At 52.6% G+C, this 21487-nt stretch carries 21 protein-coding genes; 12 read left to right on the forward strand and 9 right to left on the reverse strand.

All coding sequences use genetic code 11. The features are described from left to right. Positions 1–3: 3 nt before the first annotated feature. On the reverse strand, positions 4–699 hold the full coding sequence (locus IMCC21906_RS14280; RefSeq protein WP_156166059.1) for a hypothetical protein: 696 nt from the start codon (positions 697–699) through the stop codon (positions 4–6). Between the two features lie 439 nt (positions 700–1138). Between IMCC21906_RS14280 and IMCC21906_RS14285 the strand changes: the two genes are divergently transcribed. Both IMCC21906_RS14285 and IMCC21906_RS14290 read left to right on the forward strand, forming a co-directional pair. After that, positions 1139–1933: a hypothetical protein gene (locus IMCC21906_RS14285; RefSeq protein WP_047012737.1), complete on the forward strand. Its 795-nt coding sequence runs from the start codon at positions 1139–1141 to the stop codon at positions 1931–1933. 107 nt (positions 1934–2040) lie between these two features. Continuing rightward, entirely contained in the window at positions 2041–2403 is a 363-nt protein-coding gene (locus tag IMCC21906_RS14290; protein ID WP_047012738.1) for a DUF3085 domain-containing protein, read from the forward strand. A gap of 379 nt (positions 2404–2782) precedes the next feature. On the opposite strand, the gene IMCC21906_RS14300 is transcribed toward IMCC21906_RS14290, so the two are convergent. The 3 genes from IMCC21906_RS14300 to IMCC21906_RS14310 all read right to left on the reverse strand — a co-directional run bounded on the left by IMCC21906_RS14300 (position 2783) and on the right by IMCC21906_RS14310 (position 6195). Further along, the gene (locus IMCC21906_RS14300; protein ID WP_197085907.1) at positions 2783–3709 is read right to left on the reverse strand and encodes a DUF1259 domain-containing protein; all 927 of its coding nucleotides are present in this window, start codon (positions 3707–3709) and stop codon (positions 2783–2785) included. A gap of 95 nt (positions 3710–3804) precedes the next feature. Next, positions 3805–5262 (reverse strand): chromate efflux transporter, encoded by a 1458-nt coding sequence (gene chrA, locus IMCC21906_RS14305; RefSeq protein WP_082117489.1) that lies wholly within the window; start codon positions 5260–5262, stop codon positions 3805–3807. A 3-nt stretch (positions 5263–5265) separates the two neighbouring features. Next, positions 5266–6195 carry a chromate resistance protein ChrB domain-containing protein gene (locus IMCC21906_RS14310; RefSeq protein WP_047012740.1) on the reverse strand — a complete coding sequence of 310 codons (930 nt, stop codon included), beginning with the start codon at positions 6193–6195 and terminating at the stop codon, positions 5266–5268. Positions 6196–6693: 498 nt separating this feature from the next. Here IMCC21906_RS14310 and IMCC21906_RS14315 point away from each other — a divergent pair, with 498 nt between their 5' ends. The 6 genes from IMCC21906_RS14315 (at position 6694) to IMCC21906_RS14340 (ending at position 12624) form a co-directional block, all read left to right on the forward strand. Continuing rightward, on the forward strand, positions 6694–7194 hold the full coding sequence (locus tag IMCC21906_RS14315) for an STY4534 family ICE replication protein (protein WP_047012741.1): 501 nt from the start codon (positions 6694–6696) through the stop codon (positions 7192–7194). Positions 7195–7298: 104 nt separating this feature from the next. Beyond that, positions 7299–7907 (forward strand): DUF3275 family protein, encoded by a 609-nt coding sequence (locus tag IMCC21906_RS14320; RefSeq protein WP_047012742.1) that lies wholly within the window; start codon positions 7299–7301, stop codon positions 7905–7907. A 93-nt stretch (positions 7908–8000) separates the two neighbouring features. Further along, positions 8001–8648 carry a hypothetical protein gene (locus tag IMCC21906_RS14325; protein WP_047012743.1) on the forward strand — a complete coding sequence of 216 codons (648 nt, stop codon included), beginning with the start codon at positions 8001–8003 and terminating at the stop codon, positions 8646–8648. Between the two features lie 62 nt (positions 8649–8710). Then, complete coding sequence (locus IMCC21906_RS14330; protein ID WP_047012744.1) at positions 8711–9820, forward strand: DUF6094 domain-containing protein; 1110 nt, start codon at positions 8711–8713, stop codon at positions 9818–9820. A gap of 110 nt (positions 9821–9930) precedes the next feature. Continuing rightward, positions 9931–10224 carry a hypothetical protein gene (locus IMCC21906_RS14335; RefSeq protein WP_047012745.1) on the forward strand — a complete coding sequence of 98 codons (294 nt, stop codon included), beginning with the start codon at positions 9931–9933 and terminating at the stop codon, positions 10222–10224. 108 nt (positions 10225–10332) lie between these two features. After that, positions 10333–12624: a DEAD/DEAH box helicase gene (locus tag IMCC21906_RS14340; protein WP_047012746.1), complete on the forward strand. Its 2292-nt coding sequence runs from the start codon at positions 10333–10335 to the stop codon at positions 12622–12624. Positions 12625–12873: 249 nt separating this feature from the next. Here IMCC21906_RS14340 and IMCC21906_RS14345 read toward each other — a convergent pair whose 3' ends face one another. The 3 genes from IMCC21906_RS14345 to IMCC21906_RS14355 all read right to left on the reverse strand — a co-directional run bounded on the left by IMCC21906_RS14345 (position 12874) and on the right by IMCC21906_RS14355 (position 15197). After that, on the reverse strand, positions 12874–13638 hold the full coding sequence (locus IMCC21906_RS14345; RefSeq protein ID WP_082117490.1) for an ImmA/IrrE family metallo-endopeptidase: 765 nt from the start codon (positions 13636–13638) through the stop codon (positions 12874–12876). A gap of 116 nt (positions 13639–13754) precedes the next feature. Continuing rightward, a complete protein-coding gene (locus tag IMCC21906_RS14350; RefSeq protein ID WP_047011319.1) occupies positions 13755–14702 on the reverse strand; it encodes an IS5 family transposase in 948 nt (315 codons plus the stop codon). A 162-nt stretch (positions 14703–14864) separates the two neighbouring features. Continuing rightward, positions 14865–15197, reverse strand: a complete 333-nt coding sequence (locus tag IMCC21906_RS14355; protein ID WP_047012747.1) for a helix-turn-helix domain-containing protein — start codon at positions 15195–15197, stop codon at positions 14865–14867. 124 nt (positions 15198–15321) lie between these two features. On the opposite strand from IMCC21906_RS14355, the gene IMCC21906_RS14360 reads away from it, so the two are divergent. Genes IMCC21906_RS14360 through IMCC21906_RS14375 form a run of 4 tightly spaced genes read left to right on the forward strand, consistent with a single transcriptional unit; the run spans position 15322 to position 18471 of the window. Beyond that, the gene (locus IMCC21906_RS14360) at positions 15322–16287 is read left to right on the forward strand and encodes a CBASS oligonucleotide cyclase (protein WP_047012748.1); all 966 of its coding nucleotides are present in this window, start codon (positions 15322–15324) and stop codon (positions 16285–16287) included. Between the two features lie 8 nt (positions 16288–16295). Then, positions 16296–16808 (forward strand): hypothetical protein, encoded by a 513-nt coding sequence (locus IMCC21906_RS14365; RefSeq protein WP_047012749.1) that lies wholly within the window; start codon positions 16296–16298, stop codon positions 16806–16808. Continuing rightward, positions 16805–17740, forward strand: a complete 936-nt coding sequence (locus tag IMCC21906_RS14370) for an AAA family ATPase (protein WP_047012750.1) — start codon at positions 16805–16807, stop codon at positions 17738–17740. Before IMCC21906_RS14365 ends, IMCC21906_RS14370 begins: the two co-directional genes overlap by 4 nt. Further along, positions 17740–18471 (forward strand): DUF6602 domain-containing protein, encoded by a 732-nt coding sequence (locus IMCC21906_RS14375; protein ID WP_047012751.1) that lies wholly within the window; start codon positions 17740–17742, stop codon positions 18469–18471. Before IMCC21906_RS14370 ends, IMCC21906_RS14375 begins: the two co-directional genes overlap by 1 nt. A gap of 67 nt (positions 18472–18538) precedes the next feature. Here the strand turns inward: IMCC21906_RS14375 and IMCC21906_RS14380 are convergent, their stop codons facing one another. Beyond that, positions 18539–20308 (reverse strand): hypothetical protein, encoded by a 1770-nt coding sequence (locus tag IMCC21906_RS14380; RefSeq protein WP_047012752.1) that lies wholly within the window; start codon positions 20306–20308, stop codon positions 18539–18541. Positions 20309–20332: 24 nt separating this feature from the next. After that, positions 20333–21457 carry a DUF4062 domain-containing protein gene (locus IMCC21906_RS14385; protein WP_047012753.1) on the reverse strand — a complete coding sequence of 375 codons (1125 nt, stop codon included), beginning with the start codon at positions 21455–21457 and terminating at the stop codon, positions 20333–20335. Positions 21458–21487: the final 30 nt, after the last annotated feature.

A 21487-nucleotide genomic window follows, 5' to 3' on the forward strand; every position in this document is an offset into this window, starting at 1 on the left:
CCATTAATGTTGAAGGTGTTCATCAAAGCTGTGATACCGCTTTTGCCCCGCGCTTTTTCGGATACGTCCCACCTTCGAATTATCAATCTTTCCCTGCAGGAATTGAACGAGCTCATCGAAGCGCGCCGAGGGGATCAATTGCCACTTGCAACCAAACTGGCGTTTCACCGCATTATAGATCGCCATGTACTTGTATTTGTCCTGCTTGGATGTGTCCTGCTTTTGGTAATCTTTATATTTCCCAATCAAATACTCGATGTAGGCGCACTGATTCAAGTCACTGGACACACTTCCCTCCGGGGGCGCTATGGTGACTTTCTGCTTGGTTGATTTCAGATTTAAGGTACCGGCCTGAATGGCTCCGGGGCTATTGATGGCGACCTGTCCCGAGTTGTTTTCCACCCTTATATTTTGGTAATTATTGATGAGCACTTCGGCCACGGAAGTGGTACGAGGTGTTATTTCGACCAGGCCTTTTTGCCCCCAACGACTCTTGTAACTGATCAACAACTCAACGGGATGGTTCTCCACCTCCGAGTCAATAATTCTGTGGTGACGACCACAAAAAAGCAGCAGGTTCTCAAACCCATGCCGTTCGTCGTCGGATTGGCTGGGATCATACCTCGGCCCCCCTTTGCTTGCTGCCCTGATATGGGCAATTTCACCCGTCACCGTGCCAGAGGATTCTACCAGTGGCACTTGGCACGTCGGGTATGCGCACTGATTGTCGGACATCGCGAACAGTCACTTTATCGTCGGTAGCTTTGGCGATCCCACTCTCCCTCCCTATCACTCAACGTTACTGATGATCCCTCGTGGATTATATGACAGCGAGACATCCATCCCCACCGATACCCTCTGTTTCCAGCCCCCAAATCCAAGCACCGACGATCAATGGGGTTCAACACGTAACCCATTGCAGATGGCAACGCTGCCCGACAAGCGACATCGTCGTGCCATGTTCCGCTGCTTCGCCAGCGACATGCCCAGGTAGCCTCGACCTTCAAGGCTACGATGCGATCCGTCGCATTGGTTGTTTTTGTACCTGATGCCATCGCGCGTCTTTTACCTCAACCCTCAAGGGACATCCCTCCCTTGCAGGGCGGAAGTCCCTTGGCTTTCCCACAAGGAGTCTTTCATGGACATTCAAGTCATCCGTGCACAGCTGCCGACGCTGGTCAGCGGCCATATGCCGCGCAACGCCCGCAAATTCAAGTTCAACATCTTCGACGGACAACCCAAGGTTTCGACGCTGGGCTTCCACATCGATCCCCAACCGTTCGAAGGCAAGGTGATCGCGAAGACCGATGAGGCCATCGTCGTCAAGACCGGTCGCACCGAGTTCGCGGTGCTCGATCGCACACTGATCACCGACGTGCCCGACGAGGGCGTCAAAGTGCAGGTTACACCTTATGCTCGACGCCGCTTCGACAGGCTGCGCGCGGACACCCCGGAACAGCGAACCGAGTACGCCGATGGGGTTCCGTACACGGTGAACACCCTGGTGCTCGGCTCGGCACCGGCCAGATTGCCGATTCCGCTACCGCGTTGCCAGGAATTGCAGGATCTCGTCGATCAACTGGAGCAGTTGCCCGCGCCCGATGGCTTTCGGCGCATTACCCACCTGCTGGTGGACGCCGGGGCACGGGACTTCACCTGTGTCAATCCGCTACCCGGCGACATTCTCAGGACGCCACCGGCGATCGGTTTCACCGTTGCCACGGCAAAGTTCCAGGGCCAGGTCACCGTTCTCTACGAGCGTGGCCTTGATCTCTACGCGGTGGAACTGCGCCGTGAGGGGGATCTGGTCGAGCGGGTCGATACCCTGTGCTTCGATTCGCTCGGCGACACACTGGAACGCCTGATCGATGATGGCAGTTGGCGGCGCATCCAGGTGGTGACTCTGTCGGGACGCAGACCGACCCGCCACTGATCCGGCCACCTGCCGTTTTCCTCTCAATCCACGGTGCCGCTGCTCGGCACCGTGCCCTGGCATCCGCATTGATGCCTCTTTTCTTTCGTTCTTTGGAGATTACAACCATGTTGCGATTCAAAGGCGCTGAACTGCGCCCCGTACTGACCGAAGCGATAACCAACCAATGCCGCATCATCCTAGCCAAGGATCAGGGCGTCTATTTCCTGCCCGAACAAGGCGAGCGAACGCCGGAAGGACGCTACCAGCGGCTGGCCTACGCCGTCGGCTGCAACCCCGACATCGATCCGTTCGATGACTGGTGGACGCTGGCTTACACCGAGCTGGGCGGTGACGATTTCGGCGAATTTTTCGATCCCCTGGAGGCCGTGTTCGCACACATTCTGAACAGCGAGGACGATCTCGAACTCTCCGCCACCCCGACGCACCTGTCGTTTCAAGCCGTGCCGCCCAAACCGGGCAACGGCTGAAAAGCGGCCTATCCTCAGCCCCCATCGGGGGCTTTTTTCAGGGATCCGGAACGCGTGGTTACTGGATCTTCTTAGCCTCATCAATCTGATATCATTTCCTGATTGATTATAAATCGACTCCGTAGTTGAGTTCGTCTGCAAAGTTCGACGAGTGTGATCCGCTTGCCGTGGGTAGGCAGATTGCGATAGGGAACATTAAGTTCGCCGAACCGCACCAATTCACTCTGCACGCCGCATTACTCGCAGGCAACGAGATCGGTCGCATTCACTTGGAAGTGGAGCCAGCCGTCCATCTCCTTAACATGTTTTACGCGATATACGGGAAGATGAAAAATATTGTCGGGTAGCGTCGGCATTCGGAGATCGACGTTATGTCCTGTTAATGTTTAGTACCGGATTTTTTCTGGCCATTCAATGCGGAACGAATCCCCCGTGCCAGTACTTCAGGATCGCCATTGCCCCAGTAGTGCAGGAAATAATAGGGTGGCGTCTCGCCCACCATGTGGTTATGCAGGGCGACGATATGGATGCCGGCACGGCGCAGGGCATGCATCACCGGCTGAACCTCTTCAGCGGTCATGGCGAAATCCCCGTCGACGACCGCATGGTCCTCATTCCCGGAGAAGGCTGCCCAGGTCGATAGCCCCATTGATGCGCCAAATTCAGTGTCGTGCATGGTGGCGCTGCGTCCAAAAGTAAATTTCAGTACCTGACCATTAAGACTGCCTTCAGCACCTAAAATGGTTTCCAGTGACTCCGTGTCATACTTCCCCATGATTTGGGGCGCACTTCCGGGAAAACGCTTCGCCGGGGTAGGGTGCTCCTTGCGCACCGCCTTGATGGCGTCCCACATGGCTTTGACGCCTTGAGCAAGCTTTTCGGTACTCTGCCCGTGGCCACCGATGTGCATAAAATAAACGGGCGGGCGGTCGAACACGAAATGGTTGTGCAGGGCGGTGATTTCGAGGCCGTGGGCGAAAGCAGCATCCATCGCCGGGGTAATTTCATCCTCAAACACCACCGTGTCTCCCATCAGCATCACGCCGCCGTCCGGCATTGCCTTGAAGGCGGCCCAACTGCCCAAACCTGCTGGCGTCGGGAGCCTCACCCCGTCTACCATGACCGGCACATCGTCGCGTTGCCAACCGACGCGTACGACACCGTCCGGTTTAACCGTCGCCGGTGTATCCATAGCCTTACCAATAACATCAGAATTGAGACCGCTGGGCGCATCTGCGATGACCATTGGCGTCTGCACGAGTAGGGCGTATGCGATGATGAGTATCTTAAATGGTTGGGTTTTCATGGCTATCCTCCATTGTTGAATTTCAATTTGGCGGGCGTCCAAATTGTTCGTGGTTCATAGTGACGAGCCGGATACTGACCTCCTCGACTAGCCTCTCACAGTACCGGAGCTCCTCCGAATAGCAGGTAGTAAGCAATACCCAGCAGTGCGCTGACGAAAATCACCGGCAACATGCCCACCTTGAAACGCAGTATGGCGATAAAGGCGCCCAGCGCCAACACGACACTGGCAATCTGAATGCTGCCCCAAGTCGGCACCAGCCACTGCATGCCAAAGGCCCGGATAGTGTCCACCTCGCCAAAGGCGACGTGCACTGCGAACCAGATGGCGAGATTCAACATGGCGCCCACGACGGCGGCAGTCACCGCAGACAAGGCCGCGCTTACCGCCTGATTCCCGCGCAGCGTTTCCACGTAAGGCGCCCCCAGGAAGATCCATAAAAAGCAGGGAACGAAAGTGACCCAGGTCGCCAGAACCGATGCAAGAATACCCGCCGTGAAGGGATCAAGCGATCCGGAATCCCGGAAGGCGCCCATAAAACCCACGTATTGCACCACCTGGATCAGCGGGCCGGGCGTGGTTTCCGCCATGCCCAGGCCATCCAGCATTTCGCCTGGCGCCAGCCAGCCGTAATTCTGCACTGCCTCCTGAGCCATGTAAGCCAATACTGAGTAAGCACCACCGAAGGTGACGACCGCCAGCTTGCTGAAGAAAAGCCCGATTTGGGTGAAGACATTGTCATAGCCCAGCGCCATAGCCAGAACGACGAGTGGTGTGAACCACAGCGGCAGCCAGATGGCGAGTACCTTGAATGCCCGTTTGCGTGTTGCTTGGGTATGGTGTGCCGCGCCGCCATTCATCATGGCGTCGATTGCCCGTCCGGCGTCCTCGGGCGTATCGTGCCCCTTGATGACCACGAAACGATCCGGGTCCAGATGCCGTCCCAGCAGACCGATGAGCCCTGCAGTCAGGATCACCACCGGAAACGGTACGGCAAAAAAGAAGATCGCGATAAAAGCGGTGGCGGCCAGTGCGTACATATAGGCATTTTTGAGGGCGCGTTTGCCGATACGGATGACCGCCTGAATCACGATCGCCAGCACAGCCGCCTTGATCCCAAAAAACAGCGCCTGCACCAGGGTCGCGTCCTGGAAGCCGGCATAGAGCACACTCAACACCAGGATGCTCAAAAAGCCCGGCAGCACAAATAGACCGCCCGCCACGAGTCCACCCTTGACGCCATGCAGCAGCCAGCCGATGTAGGTGGCCAGTTGCTGGGCTTCCGGACCGGGCAGCACCATGCAGTAATTCAGAGCGTGCAGGAACCGGTTTTCACTGACCCAGCGCTTTTCGTCCACCAGGATGCGGTGCATCACCGCGATCTGACCGGCGGGACCGCCGAAACTCAGGATCGCGATCCGCAGCCAGACGCGCACGGCCTCCCCGAACGAAATATGGTGGCCGAATTCGTTGATTGTTCCGCCTGCCGTTTGCTCGTTGATTTGGTGGGTTCCATTGCCCGGAGGCGATTTCGGGTATGAAGGCTCCTGCATGCTTTATTTCCCCTTTGTGTACGTTGCGTGCAGGCTGTCGAAAACCTGATTGGCGGCCAGCAATAGTTGGTCATCATCGGTGTGGGTTTCACGCAGGCCCATCAAGACGCACTCAACCCCGGAGGCCTCCGGTGGCTGATGGCCGCCCACATCAAGGTAGTGCACCATTTCTCCTATCCGTTGCAGAGCAGGTTGGTGTAGATCGAAGCTTGCCAGCAGGGTCTCGAAGGTGACTTTTTCAGCCACGTGGGTGAAGGTTGCCCCATCGAAATCGAATCCCAGCGCCTCATCGGGGCAGTCGTCCGGCGAAGCCAGCCACAGAAAGCGCGCGGACAAATCGATAAAACGGCCAATCAGCCAGGCGCTGGCCAGGCGATCCACCCAGGGACGGCGACGGGTCGCCCAAACCCGGCCCTGATAATCGGTACGCTTGAGGCGACGGATAATGCCTGGGGCAGGTAGCGGCTCATCGGGCGATAGGGCTCGGTTGGCGTCGGTTTCCAGCTGCTGCAGGGCCGTATCGGTCCGATCAACTGCAGCTCCGGGAAAAAAGTCTATCTGTGACAATCGTGTAAAGCGTTTGCGCAGTTTGCGCGTCTCCTTCATGACCTCCAATGCGGATTCTGGCGAAAGCCTGCCCCGTAGTTCTGTAATTGCCGAGAGCAACACCTCATAGTCTTCCGAACGATCGAACAGTGCAGAGAACTCACCGGCTTCCGGGCAGTCAGTGGGCAGCACGTGTGCGACTCCCCCGGCCTCACGGACATCGCTGGCAATTACCCCCAACTTCTCGAAATGATCAGGTTGGGCAGGCAGCAGATAGACGCCATCGCGGAGCGAAGCCGCCCCCAACGCCTTGATGGAGCGCCAAGCCCGCATGCGCACCGTTGCGTTTTCGGTAGGGAGAGAAAGAATCAATAGCAACCACAACATTATGTAGATATTACTACTATATTGTAGGTATAACTACTAATTTATTAGCACTGTCCAGATCCATCGGCGAGAGCTTTATCTTGTCGCTTAACCCCCTTGATAAAATCAACCCGTAACTCCAGATCCCCTTTTGCTTTCTCCACAACCCCAGCCACGGAAACCATCTACCCCCTCAAACACCGCCAACCATAATGGGGCTCGGGCAATGTCCCTTAGATACGCGCGCGCCACACACACTGACGTAACACTATCAGCATGTTCCGCTGCTCCGCCAGCGACATGCCCAGGTAGCCACGATCCTTAAGGCTACGGCGCGGTTCCGACCGCGTTGATCGTCCCAGTTCGCCCAGGCATCCCGCGCGCGAACGCTCATCGTTTCGATGATGGATGCACCCTTCTCTTCCCGGATCTTTCGATCCGTCATCCCGTGCGGGGGTATTCCTCCCGCCAGGGCAGGTTTATCTCCGTTATTTTCTATTCTTATTGTGGAGATTAACCATGCCTACATCGTCTGAAAAAACTTTCTTCAACCTGCATATCACCGGCTTGGGGTATCTGAATCGTGTTCGCGAGGTCACCCCCCGCAAAGGCGAGTCTTTCCTGGCCTGCGATATCGCAGCTCTCAATGGTCCCAGCGATGCGCCTGAGTATCGCCGTTTCGATGTCCGGGTTTCCGGCACTGAAGCGCAACACCTGATTCGCCGTTGTTCCGAAGCCGTTGAAGCGGACAAAAAGGTGCTGATCGGCTTTCGCCTTGGCGACCTGTGGACCGACACCTTTACCTACACCAAAGGCGAGCGGGCCGGGCAACAGGGCATCAGCCTGAAAGCACGTCTGCTCTTTGTCCAGTGGATCAAGGTTGATGGAGAAATGGTCTACAAGGCCGAACCAAAATCAACCGAGAGTTCTGGCGAGGCGGCATCACCCGACGCTTCGGATGCTTCCGCTGAACCAGCGCCTGACATCCCTGACGACGCTGAAACAACCGTATCAGCCTAGTCATCCTCCCAAGGCCCCCACCGGGGCCTTGTTGTCATTTTCTTCCGATCCTTCAGGCGCTTCGCCGTGCCTTTCCGATCACGTCCCATTCAAGGAGACCTTCCATGATTAATCTTTCCGGCCAATTGGCCATACGCACCATCCACGGTCGCAACGGTGATTTCAATGTCGGCCGATTAACCACTTCCATCGGTGAGTTCGTTATCAAGAACGCCGAGCTGGACCAGTACAACGAAGGCAAATACGACGGTGATTTCATCATCACCGAGATTCGACCTTCCACGTACAACACCAGCGGACGCATGGTCATTGAGATTCGCGCCCATTTGGGCGGCATGACCTTATCCAGTATTGATCCTCTCAGCAGTGACGAAGCCAACCGGCTAAGCCCGCAGGAAGTCGATCCTATTGATGAAGAAGCTCAGGCACCGGTACCCATCGCCGCGGCTCCGATCGAGGCAACGGAACAAGTGTCCGGTGATCCGCTGGTCGATACCACGCCATTCGGCGCCTCTGCTTCGACCATGACAGACACACCGATACCGGAGGACACGGATGCCACGCTGTTCGGCACCCTCTGGCCTTTGGGCGAGAGCATCAAACTCGACGCCACTGTCGATCGCCGGGTGTTGCGTCAGCAGCGCGACCGTCTCGGTGTTCTGGGTTACGAGTTCGCACCTCTGACCCAGGACTGGCACCGGGTTTCCGCCTGATCCTCATCGCATCCCGCGATTTTCATCCACCCCAAAGGGGCACCTGTCGCCCCTGAGGCATGGGCGCCCCTCTTTTCTCAAGAGGACATCACTATGCCCACACCTTTATCCCCACAACCGCTGTACCGCCTTGATGAATGCCCGGACCTGATGGCCGATAGCTGCATCACTGACGAGAGCGGCAATCTGGTCTTTCTGTCCGTCTGGGCGCGGGATACCGCTGTCCAGGAATTTTTGGCTCGGCTGACCCTCGGTCGCGCCGAAGACGGACTGGATCAATTCCATCTTATCCCCGAACAGGGATCGTCCATCCCGGTGTTTATCGGCAATGCTGATCTGCTGGAAAAGCGCATCACGCGCGCCTTCAGGCGCACGCTGTTTGGATCCATGGTCCATCTGTGGCTGTTCGACAGGCACTGCATTACCCCGGACAAGGCGAACACCCGTGCACTGGCGGTATTGCCCAAGGGCAACTGCCAATACGAGCGCCTCTGGGTGCTGGTACGAGAGACCTGCCCGCTGCCGCTGCTGGATCACTGGCGCGAGCCGGTACTGGCCTTGCTGCAATCACGAAACATGCTGATCCAACTTCCCGTCGCTCTCGGGCCTCTGGAAGGTCATCGCTTGGTTCTGGATGTACCGGCCCTGACTGACGCATTGGGCGACATGATTCGCAACGGTGTCTTGACGGTCTCACCGACCGAGTCGGTCCCGAACAAATCCGTTCAACGGGTCGCCTGACGCTTTACCACCGAGCCCGTTCTTCCGGGCTCTTTTCTTACCACTGCTACCAGGAGAGAGTTATGGCTCTTATGTTTCCGCGGCTGGCCCGCAACTTTATCAAAAACGGTTACTTCCCCACGGATGAATCGACGCTGGAGCGGACACTGTCCGCACTGGCCCCATCGTCGGGCACCATGTGCATTCTCGACCCTTGTGCTGGCGAAGGCGTAGCGATTGCCGAAGCCGCTCATGCCCTTGGGCGGGAGCAGGTCAAGGTCTACGCCGTCGAGTACGACACCGAGCGTGCCACCCATGCGCGCAATCTCGTTGACCACTGTCTGCAGGGTGACCTGATGGACACACTGATCTCCCGCCAGTCCTTCGGACTGCTGTGGCTCAATCCGCCCTACGGCGATCTGAACCGCGGTGCCGATGGCAATATCGGTTATCCAGGTAAAGGCCGTCCACGGCTGGAGAAGCTGTTTTACCAGCGCACCCTGCCACTGTTGCAGTACGACGGCGTGCTGGTGCTGATCATCCCGATCTACGTCCTCGACGCCGAATTCGTAGGCTGGCTGACACGTCACTTTGCCGACCTGCGACTCTACCGTGCGGTGGACACCCAGTTCAAACAGGTGGTGATCTTCGGTCGACGGGTACGTCAGCGGGAGCTGGCTGGAAGCGACACCAAGGCTGTTCGACAGCAATTGCTCCAAGCCGGTCAGGACGACATTGATGTAGACGTGTTGCCGGATGACGGATCTTGCCCGACATATACGGTGCCCTCGTCCCAAGCGAACCCGGAGCATTTTTATCGCATCACGCTCGAACCGGAGCAATTCGCTGCCGAAGTACACCGCCTGCAAGGCATGTGGCCGGCCATCGAAACCTACCTGGGCGCCGCACAGCGAATACCGCGGCCTCCGGCACGTGCCCTTTCCCACTGGCATCTCGCTTTGGCCCTGGCGGCTGGCGCGATCTCAGGGGTTGTCACTGCCAAAACCGGCAAGGTCTTGGTCGTCAAGGGCGATACCCACAAGGAGAAATCCTTGACCACGGAGTACCGGGAACGGGATGACGGCTCGGTTGCCGAGACCCGCATCCTGACCGATCGCTTCGTACCGATCATCCGCGCGTGGGATATGACACCCGACTCCCCCACCCGGGGGCAGGTGTTGACCATTCGCTGATCGTCCCCGACGGCACGCCGTCATTGCTTCACTTTGTTTCATCCACCCACCGGGGTCCAGTCGCCCTGTGGGGTGCCGTGGCCCCCTTATCAACCTGAGAGGTTAATACCATGGCACTCGTAACACTGTCTCAACCGCGCTTCCAAGCCGGCAAAGTACTCATGACCCAAGGCGTGAACGATCTTATTCAACGGGGAGTTATCAATCCCGTGCCTTATCTCCAGCGCCATCTCAATGGCGACTGGGGCGATTTGTGCGGCGACGACAAGCAGCTCAATGATGAGGCGCTGACATCGGAAGGACGATTGATGTCGTCCTACGACGTCGGGCCGGATCTCAAGCTTTGGATCATCACTGAATGGGATCGTAGCGTCACGACGTTGCTGTTGCCCAGCGAGTACTGATTCCTTTATTACCGCGACGCCAGCCGTCGTTTCATTTCCCAACCCTGGGGCATGCCTTCGCCCTGCTGGGGGGGAGATGCATGCCCCGTTTTTTTATGGAGCATCATCATGTCCCTCAATACCTTTACTGGTAACACTGCTGATAACACCTGTTCTGAATCCGTCGGCCAATGCGACTTGCTCGAACAAGATTCTTCCTCCCTCGACATCAGTCTGCCGGACTTTGTGTCCGAATTCGGTGACGAACTGCTGGATTCACTCAACCGCGCCAATCCCCCGGTGTATACCGGACAGGCACGGGCATACCGTGAAACCATTCTTGGCGGCCTGAAGCGGCAACTGTTTCCCGCTCAGGCCGACGTGGTTCATGCCGTCACCGAGTTGCTGATCAATCGTGGTGAACGGGCCGCCATCGTCAATGGCGAAATGGGCTGTGGCAAGACGACCGTTGGCATTGCCACGGCCGCCGTCCTCAATGCCGAAGGCTACCGCCGCACCCTGGTGCTCTCACCTCCCCACCTGGTCTACAAGTGGCGACGGGAAATCCAGGAGACGGTCGCCGACGCCAAGGTCTGGGTTCTCAACGGCCCGGACACTCTGGTCAAACTTCTCAAGCTGCGCGAGCGGTTGGGCGTGCCCTCCCAGGGACTAGAATTCTTTGTCCTGGGCCGTGTGCGCATGCGCATGGGTTTTCACTGGAAGCCGGTGTTTGTACGACGGCGTACCCACCATGGCGAAGTGGGTACCTGTCCCGATTGTGGTCAGGTCATCACCGATCTGGACGGCGAGCCCATCAATCCAGTTGAGCTGGAAGCGGAGGACTCCCGTCGTAGCTGTGGCCACTGTGCCTCGGCGCTGTGGACCCTGATGCGGCCCCGGCGGCTGTCGGTCAACGACCAGTCTCAGGCTGTGCTGAAGGCATTGAAACGTATTCCCACCATCGGCGAGGTCACGGCCCAGAAACTGATGAAAACCTTCGGTGAGTCGTTCCTGGCCTCCATGCTGGGCGACAATCTGTACGAGTTCATCAACTTGATGGACAGTGATGGTGAACTGGTATTTTCTGATCGACAGGCCCAGCGGATGGAGCGGGCCATGGCCAACATGGAGTTCGGCTTTGGTGAAGGGGGCTATCAACCCTCGGAATTCGTCAAACGCTACCTACCGCAGGGCACGTTCGATCTGCTCATCGCCGACGAGGCGCACGAGTACAAGAACGCTGGCTCCGCACAGGGGCAGGCCATGGGCGTACTGGCGGCCAAGGCGCGCAAGACACTATTGCTCACCGGTACCCTGATGGGCGGCTACGGCGATGATATCTTTTATCTGCTGTTCCGCGCCTTGCCCGGACGAATGATCGAAGACGGCTACCGGCCCAGTAAACAAGGTAGTCTGACGCCAGCCGCGATGGCGTTTATGCGCGATCACGGTGTGCTTAAGGATATTTATTCTGAGAGCAACGGCTCAGCCCACAAGACCGCCAAGGGCAGCAAGATCACGGTGCGAACCGTGAAGGCCCCCGGATTTGGTCCCAAGGGTGTGTTGCGCTGTGTACTGCCGTTCACGGTATTCCTCAAGTTGAAGGACATTGGTGGCAATGTGCTACCGCCCTATGACGAGGAATTTCGCGAGGTAGCTATGGATAATGAGCAAGCACAGGCCTACTCCCGCCTGGCGGGGCAATTGACCGCTGAGTTGAAGCAGGCCCTGGCGCGCCGCGACACGACGCTGCTGGGCGTGGTGCTCAATGTTCTCCTGGCCTGGCCAGACACCTGCTTTCGGGCAGAGACGGTCAAACATCCTCGCACCCGTGATTTGCTGGCGTTTACGCCGTCGTTGTTCACCGAGCTGGATGTCATGCCCAAGGAACGGGAGCTGATTGACATCTGCCGGGAAGAGAAAGCTGCCGATCGCAAGGTGCTGGTCTACAGCGTCTATACCGGGACACGGGACACCACGTCTCGGCTGAAGGTGCTGCTCGAGCAGGAAGGCTTCAAGGTGGCGGTACTGCGCGCCAGCGTGGATGCCTCCAGCCGGGAAGACTGGATCGCCGACAAGCTCGACCGCAGTATCGATGTGCTCATCACCAACCCGGAACTGGTCAAGACCGGGCTGGATCTGCTGGAGTTCCCGACCATTGCATTCATGCAATCCGGGTACAACGTCTACAGTCTGCAGCAGGCCGCCCGGCGCTCTTGGCGCATCGGCCAGAAGCAACCGGTCAAAGTGATCTACCTCGGCTACGCAGCCACCTCGCAGATGACTTGCCTGGGACTGATGGCGAAAAAAATCGCTGTCTCCCAAAGCACCTCAGGCGATGTGCCGGAATCCGGGCTTGATGCCCTTAATCAGGACGGTGATTCGGTGGAAGTGGCGCTGGCGCGGCAGTTGGTGAATTGATCTGAGTTAAATCTTTTGCGGCCCCTTCGGGGGCCTTTGTTTACGATATAGCTCGGATGGTGACTACGCCGGAAACGGCTGGAGCTTTTAGCTATACTATGGTATCGCTGCTGCAAGGATAGGACGGACTTACCGTCTGAGTCAGATTGGCCGCCAATTCAATGGAGACCCATGCGAAGGGCATCATCGCTGGGCCACTACCATGCACAGGCTGGGTCACGAAGTGTAACACTTAACTTAAGTTTCAGCTTAATTCCTATTGAGATATGCTGCGGTACCATTTTCAAGTTGAAGCACAGAAATCGTAAAATCATAAAACTCTGAGAACACAACCATTTCATCACAGCTTTCTTCAAACCATACATTAGGTGGCAGTTTTATTCCCTGCCTTTGATTTTCAGGAGTGATTAACCCTGAAGCCAATGCACCTTGGGGAATCGGAATTGGTGGACGGTTTGACGTCTTAAAATATATTCCAGAGCGAAATGCGGCTTTACTGGATCTTGCCCATAATATGAAACCATCACGAGATACCACTAATACAGCTCTACGTTCAGTGTATTCTATCCAACGCAAGATCGCTGCCACTAGTGAAACTTCATATCTATCGGCACAGTGTCCAATCATATCCAAATCAATAATGGCCTTTGGATCAATTTGTTGGCGGTAATCGTCTAGTGGCATTAACAAATTTGCAGCAAAGACGTTAGCCTCATGTTCTATCCGCCCATACGCAGAATCCCATCGAACCATATCTTGCTCACCACATTCGATACCATTTGGATAATCCAGTCTATGTAGCAGATAGTGTCCAAACTCATGGGCTAAAGTGTAATTAATCCGACCCTTTGATCTCATTGAATCGTTGTAAATGATTCCCCATTCGCTTCTGCCACCCGGAGCCTTAAAAAGTCCGCCATCGAAGCGAGGAAGTGATGCGCCTTTTATTTTAGTAATTGGATCGTCTGGATATTTATGGTGGGAAAAATCTTTCGCTAAGGAAGGTCTGCACAACCTCCCTCGTTCATAAAAATACCGCTAAAAATACGCGTTAGTTTCTTGGGCCGCGGTGATTCTCAGCTTTTCCCGGCCTGTAACCAGCCATTTGGCTGATTACAGGCGCACCTTCCCTACGAAGGCAGATATTTCTCCGCTCTCAGCAGGTTGGTAAACGCCGAGAGGACATACAGGCGATTGGTGTTTTTCGCCAGTCCACGGTAGCGAACCTTCCCATAACCAAACTGCTGTTTGATCGTCCGGAACGGATGCTCGACTTTCGCACGCACGCTGGCCTTTATTCCCTCCAGCATTTCCTGTAGCTGGTCAGCCAGCTTGCGCCGGGTGCCGGGGCGTAGCGCGATACGCCAATCGACATCCCGATCTTTAAACTCATCTCGCTTATGGATGCCGGTATAACCCGCATCACCCCAGACCCGCTGCTCTTCTCCGTGAAGAAGCTGATCTGCCGCAGTGAGATCATGCACATTCGCGGCTGTGGTCTCGATGCTGTGAATCAAGCCGTCCCGGTCATCCACGCCAATATGCATCTTCATGCCAAAGTGCCATTCATTGCCTTTCTTTGTCTGGTGCATCTCCGGATCCCGCTCCCCGTCCTGATTCTTGGTTGAGCTGGGCGCGGCGATAATCGTGGCATCAACAATGGTGCCTTCACGCATCATCAGACCCTGCTGGCGCAGCTGGGCGCTCACGGTATCGAAGATCACTTTGCCCAATTTGTAGCGTTCTAAAAAATGACGGAAGCGGAGAATGGTGCTTTCATCCGGTAGCCGATCAGACAAACGGAGCCCGGCAAAGCGGCGCATCGACTCGATCTCGTACAGGGCATCCTCCATCGCCGGATCACTGAGGTTGTAGAACAGCTGCAGGCAGTGAACCCGAAGCATTATCGCCAGCGGGTACGGCGGATTCCCGTTCTCACCCTTGGGATAGTGCTTGCGGAGCTTCTTCTCCAGCTTGGCCCAGGGAATCAAGCCATCCATTTTCTCGAGGAACAGCTCCCGCCGCGTCTTGCGCTTCTTGTTTTGGTATTCGGCTTCGGCGAAAGTCAGTTGGCTCATGCTATATTCCGGTTGAAATGGGTCATCACGAAATTATCTCAAATTTTCGAGGTTGTGCAGAGGTTCCCTAAAGCCTTCACATCAACGGGGAAACGTTCTTGATCTGTTGTATAAGCATTCAAGATGTGGGTCAGCTGGAACGCCCATTTTTGAGGAGTCATCCTAGCCGTCGTCATCATCATCCCATAAGTCTACAAATGATCGAATCTTGGCTTTTGTCTTGTCATCCATTTGCTGATACTTCCGGTAAAAGCGGGCATCAGCGGCATTTTCAACGGTTATGCTTGCTTGGTCATCCAATAAGTATTCAATTGTAACGCCTAATTGCTCGGCGATTTTGGATATCTTCTCGGCAGATGGGCGAGGAGGTGCTTTATTCTCCAGCTCCCAGATATAGCTTTTACTAGATCCGGTCAAATCCGCAAGTTTTTCAAGGGTATATTCCTTCTTATCTCTAAGCTCTCTTATCTTCGCCCCTAAAGCGGTCTTTGTCATACAGCCTCCAACTGACAATAAAAGTTCAGAGTTGACTTACATAATAGCCTTGACTTCTGGAAACGTCCATGTTTTTATGTTGTTCAGAGTTCCGAACTTTACGTATTTCTATAGGGGTATATTAATGTCGCGCACCCATGTTGACCACAGAGACATAGCGAGCTTCGCCCAGAACAAGGTGAATTTACCGCAAGATAAAGCGAACAAATACCGTGCTCAAGCTCGCCAATTACGTGAAAAACTCGAAAATTACCTCAACGATCACCCAGATTTCACCCTAAAGAAAATGATGGTTTCTGGTAGTCTGGCAAAGGGTACTGCTCTCCGTACACTCAATGATATTGATGTAGCCTGTTACGTAAGCGGAGCAGATGCACCTTCTGATATCCCGAAACTACTGGATTACATTGCCGAAAAGCTACGAAAAGCGTTCCCGAATTTTACACCCGATCAAGTTAAACCTCAGACTTATTGCATAACTGTTTCATTTAAGGGAACAGGTCTGGACGTTGATATTGTTCCAATACTCTATTACGGAGACGATAACTGGTACGGAAACCTTGTAAGTCAGGACGACGGCTCGCTTTTAAAGACCAGCATACCGTTACACCTAGATTTTATAAAAAAAAGGAAACAAAAACACGATCAGCATTACAGTCAAGTTGTAAGGCTTATTAAATTCTGGGCACGAAAAGAAAAACGTGAGCGAGATGGTTTCAGATTCAAGTCTTTCATGATCGAATTGATTCTTGCAAAACTGAGCGACAACGGCACTAATTTTTCTGATTACCCGGAAGCTCTACAGAGTTTTTTCACCTATATAGCTACAACTGATATGCGCGAATTAATAGTGTTCGATGATTATTACTCGAAAGACAAAGTAGGCCCAGTGACTACACCAGTAAAAATCATTGATCCTGTGAATGAAGTGAACAATGTTAGTGAGCTATATACTGCAGCTCAGGCAGATATGATAGTGGATGCAGCTCTAGAAGCTGGTGACGCAATCGACTCAGCACTTTCGGCCACAACAAAACAAGATACTGTTTATTACTGGCAAAAGATATTCGGACCATCCTTTCAGGCGTGAGGTGAAAAATGAGTTATAGCTATACAACAACAGAAACAAAGACATTTACTCTTACCCATGCCAATTATTTAGCATCAAAACTGGCAACTGACCTAAAACGAATACAGCGCTTTTACAACAGCCCCAGTGATCTTATGATTGAAAAGTACGAAAAGGAAATTGCACAGTACTTAAAAAACGGCTATTTAAAAAGAGTGACCTATGGGTTTGAAAAGGATGGAAACTGGATAGAGCCAACTCTGATATATACCGCCAGCGATATCGAAACAGAAACTAATGACGACCCGGGAAAAGTAAAGCCGGGAAAAGATGTTAACGGTGCTTCATTTTATAGTTTTCTTGAATACTCGGAAAAATGGTATTCCCTCTCAGAATCTGAAAAAGAAAAATTCAATGAAGCACTCCCAATTCAACGAACGACAGCAAGCACCCCCGGAATAAATGGATATCTTGAAGATGACCGCATGTATTCTTCTGGTGGTAAAGCATTGTCACGAGCAAGCGTAAGGAGTTATGGATGAATACATCACCTGCTATGAATGGTCTTTTTGAAACGGCGATTTCATACCCTGATTTCGATGCCCAAGATCGCTTAAATCGGCTGGTAGGATTAGACGATCACAAAAGACGATTAACTAAAATGCTGTCTTTACTGGTTAACCCACAAGGGATAAAACGATGGGCAGAGACACATCATTCTGGTGCCGATCAATTGGTCAACATGATTCTCCGACGACCACCACTGATTGTTCTTGAAGGTGATGTAGGTTCAGGAAAATCAGAGCTGGCAGAAACCATTGGTGATGCAGTAGCTCGCCAGGCAGATGTAGATATAACCTTACTGTCTTTAAGTTTATCTAGTCGTGGGCAAGGACGAGTTGGAGAAATGACGCAACTTATTTCCAGCGCGTTTGAATATACGGTTAGTGAAGCGAAGAAACTCAAATCGGAAAGTGGTATAGCTCGTGGCGGTATAATCTTACTCGTTGATGAAGCTGACGCTCTAGCCCAATCCAGAGAAGCTGCACAAATGCACCATGAGGATAAAGCTGGCGTAAACGCATTTATACGTGGCATTGATCGAATTTCGAACGGACAACTTCCAGCTGCAGTAATCATGTGTACTAACCGTATTAACGCCCTTGATCCAGCGATTAAAAGACGTGCGGCCGATATACTAAAATTTACACGACCAAATACAGAACAACGATTTTTCGTTCTGAATAATACTTTGTCTCAGCTTGGTTTCAATCAGCCACAAATTGATTCTCTCGTAGAGGTAACGGGAGAAATCTCTGACAGACCATACGGTTTTACCTTTTCAGACCTAACTCAGAGACTAATTCCTGCAATTGTATTAGATGCCTACCCTAATCAGGCTATAACTCCTGATCAAGCATTGCGAGTAGCACAAACAATTGAGCCTACACCGCCTTTTAAGGAGCAGCAATGATGAGCGAATGGTCTCTCCCCGAACTGCTTAAAAACCTACACAAAGATATTGAGGGTAAATTATCAATTGTCCGCACCTCATTTGCTCACCCTGGAGCAAAAGGTGATGGCAGTGAAAATGTATGGTTAGAACTGCTAAATACCTATCTTCCGAAAAGATACCAAGCTGCTAACGCTTTTGTTGTAGATAGCAATGGTATCTTTAGCGATCAGATTGATGTGGTGGTCTTTGACCGCCAATACTCTCCTTTTGTCTTCCATTATCAAGATCAAACTATCATTCCGGCTGAAAGTGTCTATGCCGTTTTCGAAGCTAAACAAGCGCTAAACATTAGTATGGTTAAATATGCACAAGAAAAAGTAGCAAGCGTACGAAGACTTCACCGAACCTCTTTGCCTATACCTCATGCTGGAGGCGTCTACCCACCGAAGCCATTAATACCAATAATGGGCGGAGTTCTGACTCTTGAGAGCGAATGGAAACCGGCATTAGGTGAATCTTTGCTAAAGCAGCTTGAAGCTGAAAAGGGTAATTCCAAATTAGATATTGGATGTGTTGCTAGTCATGGGTACTTTTTTTATGCCAACGAGAATGCAAAGTATGACTTGAAACCAGAAGCTAAAGCGGCAACAGCGTTTTTATTTAAATTGATTTCTGAATTGCAGTTTAGTGGAACAGTTCCGATGATTAATATACAAGCATACGGTGATTGGTTGCTTGAAGAAGAGTAATCTGAATCTAAATTATCAAAACTGAGCTGTAGTAATCCAAACCTGATCTGAACAGATATTTTCTGTGTTACGGGTTCACAGGCTCAACCGCTAGCAGATGGTTGGAAAACGAGCTCTTGGTTTCACACCGCCAAGTTGCCCAAAGCTTTGAACCACCTTGGTTAGGCGTCCCTATATCGAGCTCGACTGCCAACCAGTTTCTTGACGCCATAACGTAGCGATTTGAACCTGGAAAAAGCATCATTTCTGCTTCCAGATTAACGTCCATTACCTGTTTTTTCTTCGCCACCGAATTAAGCACATGGAAGAACAGCCTCTCCATTACGGAAACCAATGAAGGATGGACAACAGCTGTTGAGGTTAGTTGCTGTATCTGAGCCCAATTAGCCTTCGGTTCAACATCCTTTCTAGAGGTGACCCCCCAAGCCGCAACATGAACATCGCCCGAAATGATCGTCACCTTGAGCGCCTTGTCCTCAGCCACATTCAACAGAGTTTCAATTAGCCTCTTTCGCTCACCTTCATGATCGTCATTAGTCCAATGATCCTTCAGGTCGTCAGCACTACTATCCAGTACATGATCCGAACCAAAGCTGTCCATAAAAGCTTCTGCCAATGAGAGCTTAGGATGTACGACCGGGACAGACGACATGAAAAGAAGATGCTGACAACCAGCACCAGGATGCTTTCTCTCGTTAGCAGGCACCTGCTTAAGCCAATACTTTAATGCATCCCAAGTATCTGGACCCAATACTTGCTCATGGGAGCGTTCGGTCCGCAAATCCGCAACAACTAACTGAGTTGGACCAACGGAATGAACAAAGGTAAATCCAGGTTGCTTATCCAAGAGCGGCAATGCCAACCTGTCCGTCTTGAGAATTTGTTTCCAATGCAACGGCTCAAATATGGGATCATCGGTTCTTACATCCAGATTGCTTCGGGTGGTTAGCTCTGGCAACTTATCAATCGCATGCTGCATCTGGAAAACCCAAAATGCTCGGCGCGCATGATAGAACAACCTTTGAAACAATGGACTGCGTTGCATCTCAGTGCTGTACGAACCCCAGCCATCAAATATATCGTGGTCGTCCCACATCATTACAGTTGGCATTCTAGACATTGCCTGTGCAGCATCGAGAGTTTTCTGCTGGCGCCCCCACGACAATCGCTCATTTGGCAACCAACGGATGCTGTACTGCTTAAAATAGTAGTCTTCAATCTTTCTATCTAAAGCCGCATTAACTGTGTATTTCAACTGTTCTTCGCGAGACAGCCCTATCCACTCTTTCAGGGGCTTTATATCTTCCCAGATTGAATCAAAGTAGATCTGGTCTCCCCCCATCAGCAACAAATGAAACCTCTGATTGCCCTTATCATGGCATCGGCTCTCATGCCATAACTGCTCCTTATCTAGACGGTACTCATCGGGACGAACTTCCTTGTCATGACTACAGAGTAAATCTTCCCATACCGCGTTTTCAGATTTAATAAGTTTACGGATACCATTTGGGTCAGAGAATCCATTACACGAAACGTACGCGGTTCGAGGCGCGTACCCTTTACCAGGAACAGTAAAACTCCAAGCCTCATCTACACCTGCTATTCGATATTCAACTCGGCGCTCATTGACTTTTTGCTTGCAAGACAGATCGTAACGCAAATACCTACAGCGACCATGTTCTAGCAAGGTTGTTGGCGTTTTCGCCTTTTTACCCTCAATGGTGATCTGTGGTTCGGCGTCTTTCTCATGGGTTCCAATTAAAACACTAACCTTCCAATCACCGCCTTCAGAACAACCTCGAAACGATAATACTGGCCCAATCACGAGTTTAGTCATATTTATCTCCCCACTACCCTGCCCCTAGTTTTGCTCTTTAGCTATAATTTTTACAATCCTAGACCGAGCTGATGCTCGTTCTGCGAGCAAATCACTCTCGCCCGACTGCTCCAACCAGTCCCAAAAACGCTGAACAGCTAGCCTTGTTTGCACTGGATCGCGACAATTAGCCAAGAAAACAAATTGCATTTTTTGTACGTTATCCGCGACATACACTCCGAAAGGACTATTGATTATCGTTGCATCGGGAAAGCCCAGCAGATTGGTTGCTTGATTCTCTGTGACGGTACGGTGACAGGCGATGATATGTAGAGGCCCGCACACGACCCCCAACTCAGATACCAATAAATGATCCTGAAGATGAGGCCTACCAACTGGTTCCCTGGCTGCAGCCACGCTAAAAGCAGCGGGAACAGCATGCACCTTTACCAGGACCTTCTTATCGCCAATTCGAATTGTGGCGGAATTTATCGTCTTGTTTTTCTTAGCGTCCGGCCTTGCGGAAAGGGCCTCAAGTAGCTCCTTCTCCATAACTGCCCTGCGACCGGCGAAATCGAGCCGACTCCATTCAAGCGCGGCCCCTAGATCGTACCTACCTGCCTTAGCCCCTTCGCCGCCTCGCCTGGTCTGAGTAAGAACAGCATCGAAAATGGCTTTGTTAACCTCTTTATTAAGATCTGCGACGGTTTTAATTTGACCACCCCGAAATGCAGACATAGAATTCTTGTACGCTGCGAATCGCTGATCTCGTTTCTTCTGATCCGTATCTGTTGAGGCCTCGAATCGAGGAAGCTCTACGAAGCGCACCTTGCCAGGAGAGGTTTTTAGAGCTTCGGCATACTCAGCATGACATATACCAACATCCTCCCCAGTCTTTGCCCAACCGGCATTACCGTTATACAGAACAATGAGAATGTCGCAGTCGCGAACTTGCTGTAGGCACGAATCCCAGCTATCTGCCGAATGATCCAATGCTTCTGAATCTTCATTGATCCACACTTTGAACGGCTGGAAGCCAAACAGTATTTGACTTTCTATCTCTCTCTTTAGGTCTCGACGAATATCCGTCAATGATACTTTCTCATCGGAAGAGAAAATATCATTGCATCGACTTGACAACATGATCTTGATCTTTCTACTCGTCGCCATAAAATCTTCCGTTATGATTTTCTAAAAAAG

This window comes from Spongiibacter sp. IMCC21906, from assembly GCF_001010805.1.
Lineage (GTDB): Bacteria > Pseudomonadota > Gammaproteobacteria > Pseudomonadales > Spongiibacteraceae > Spongiibacter.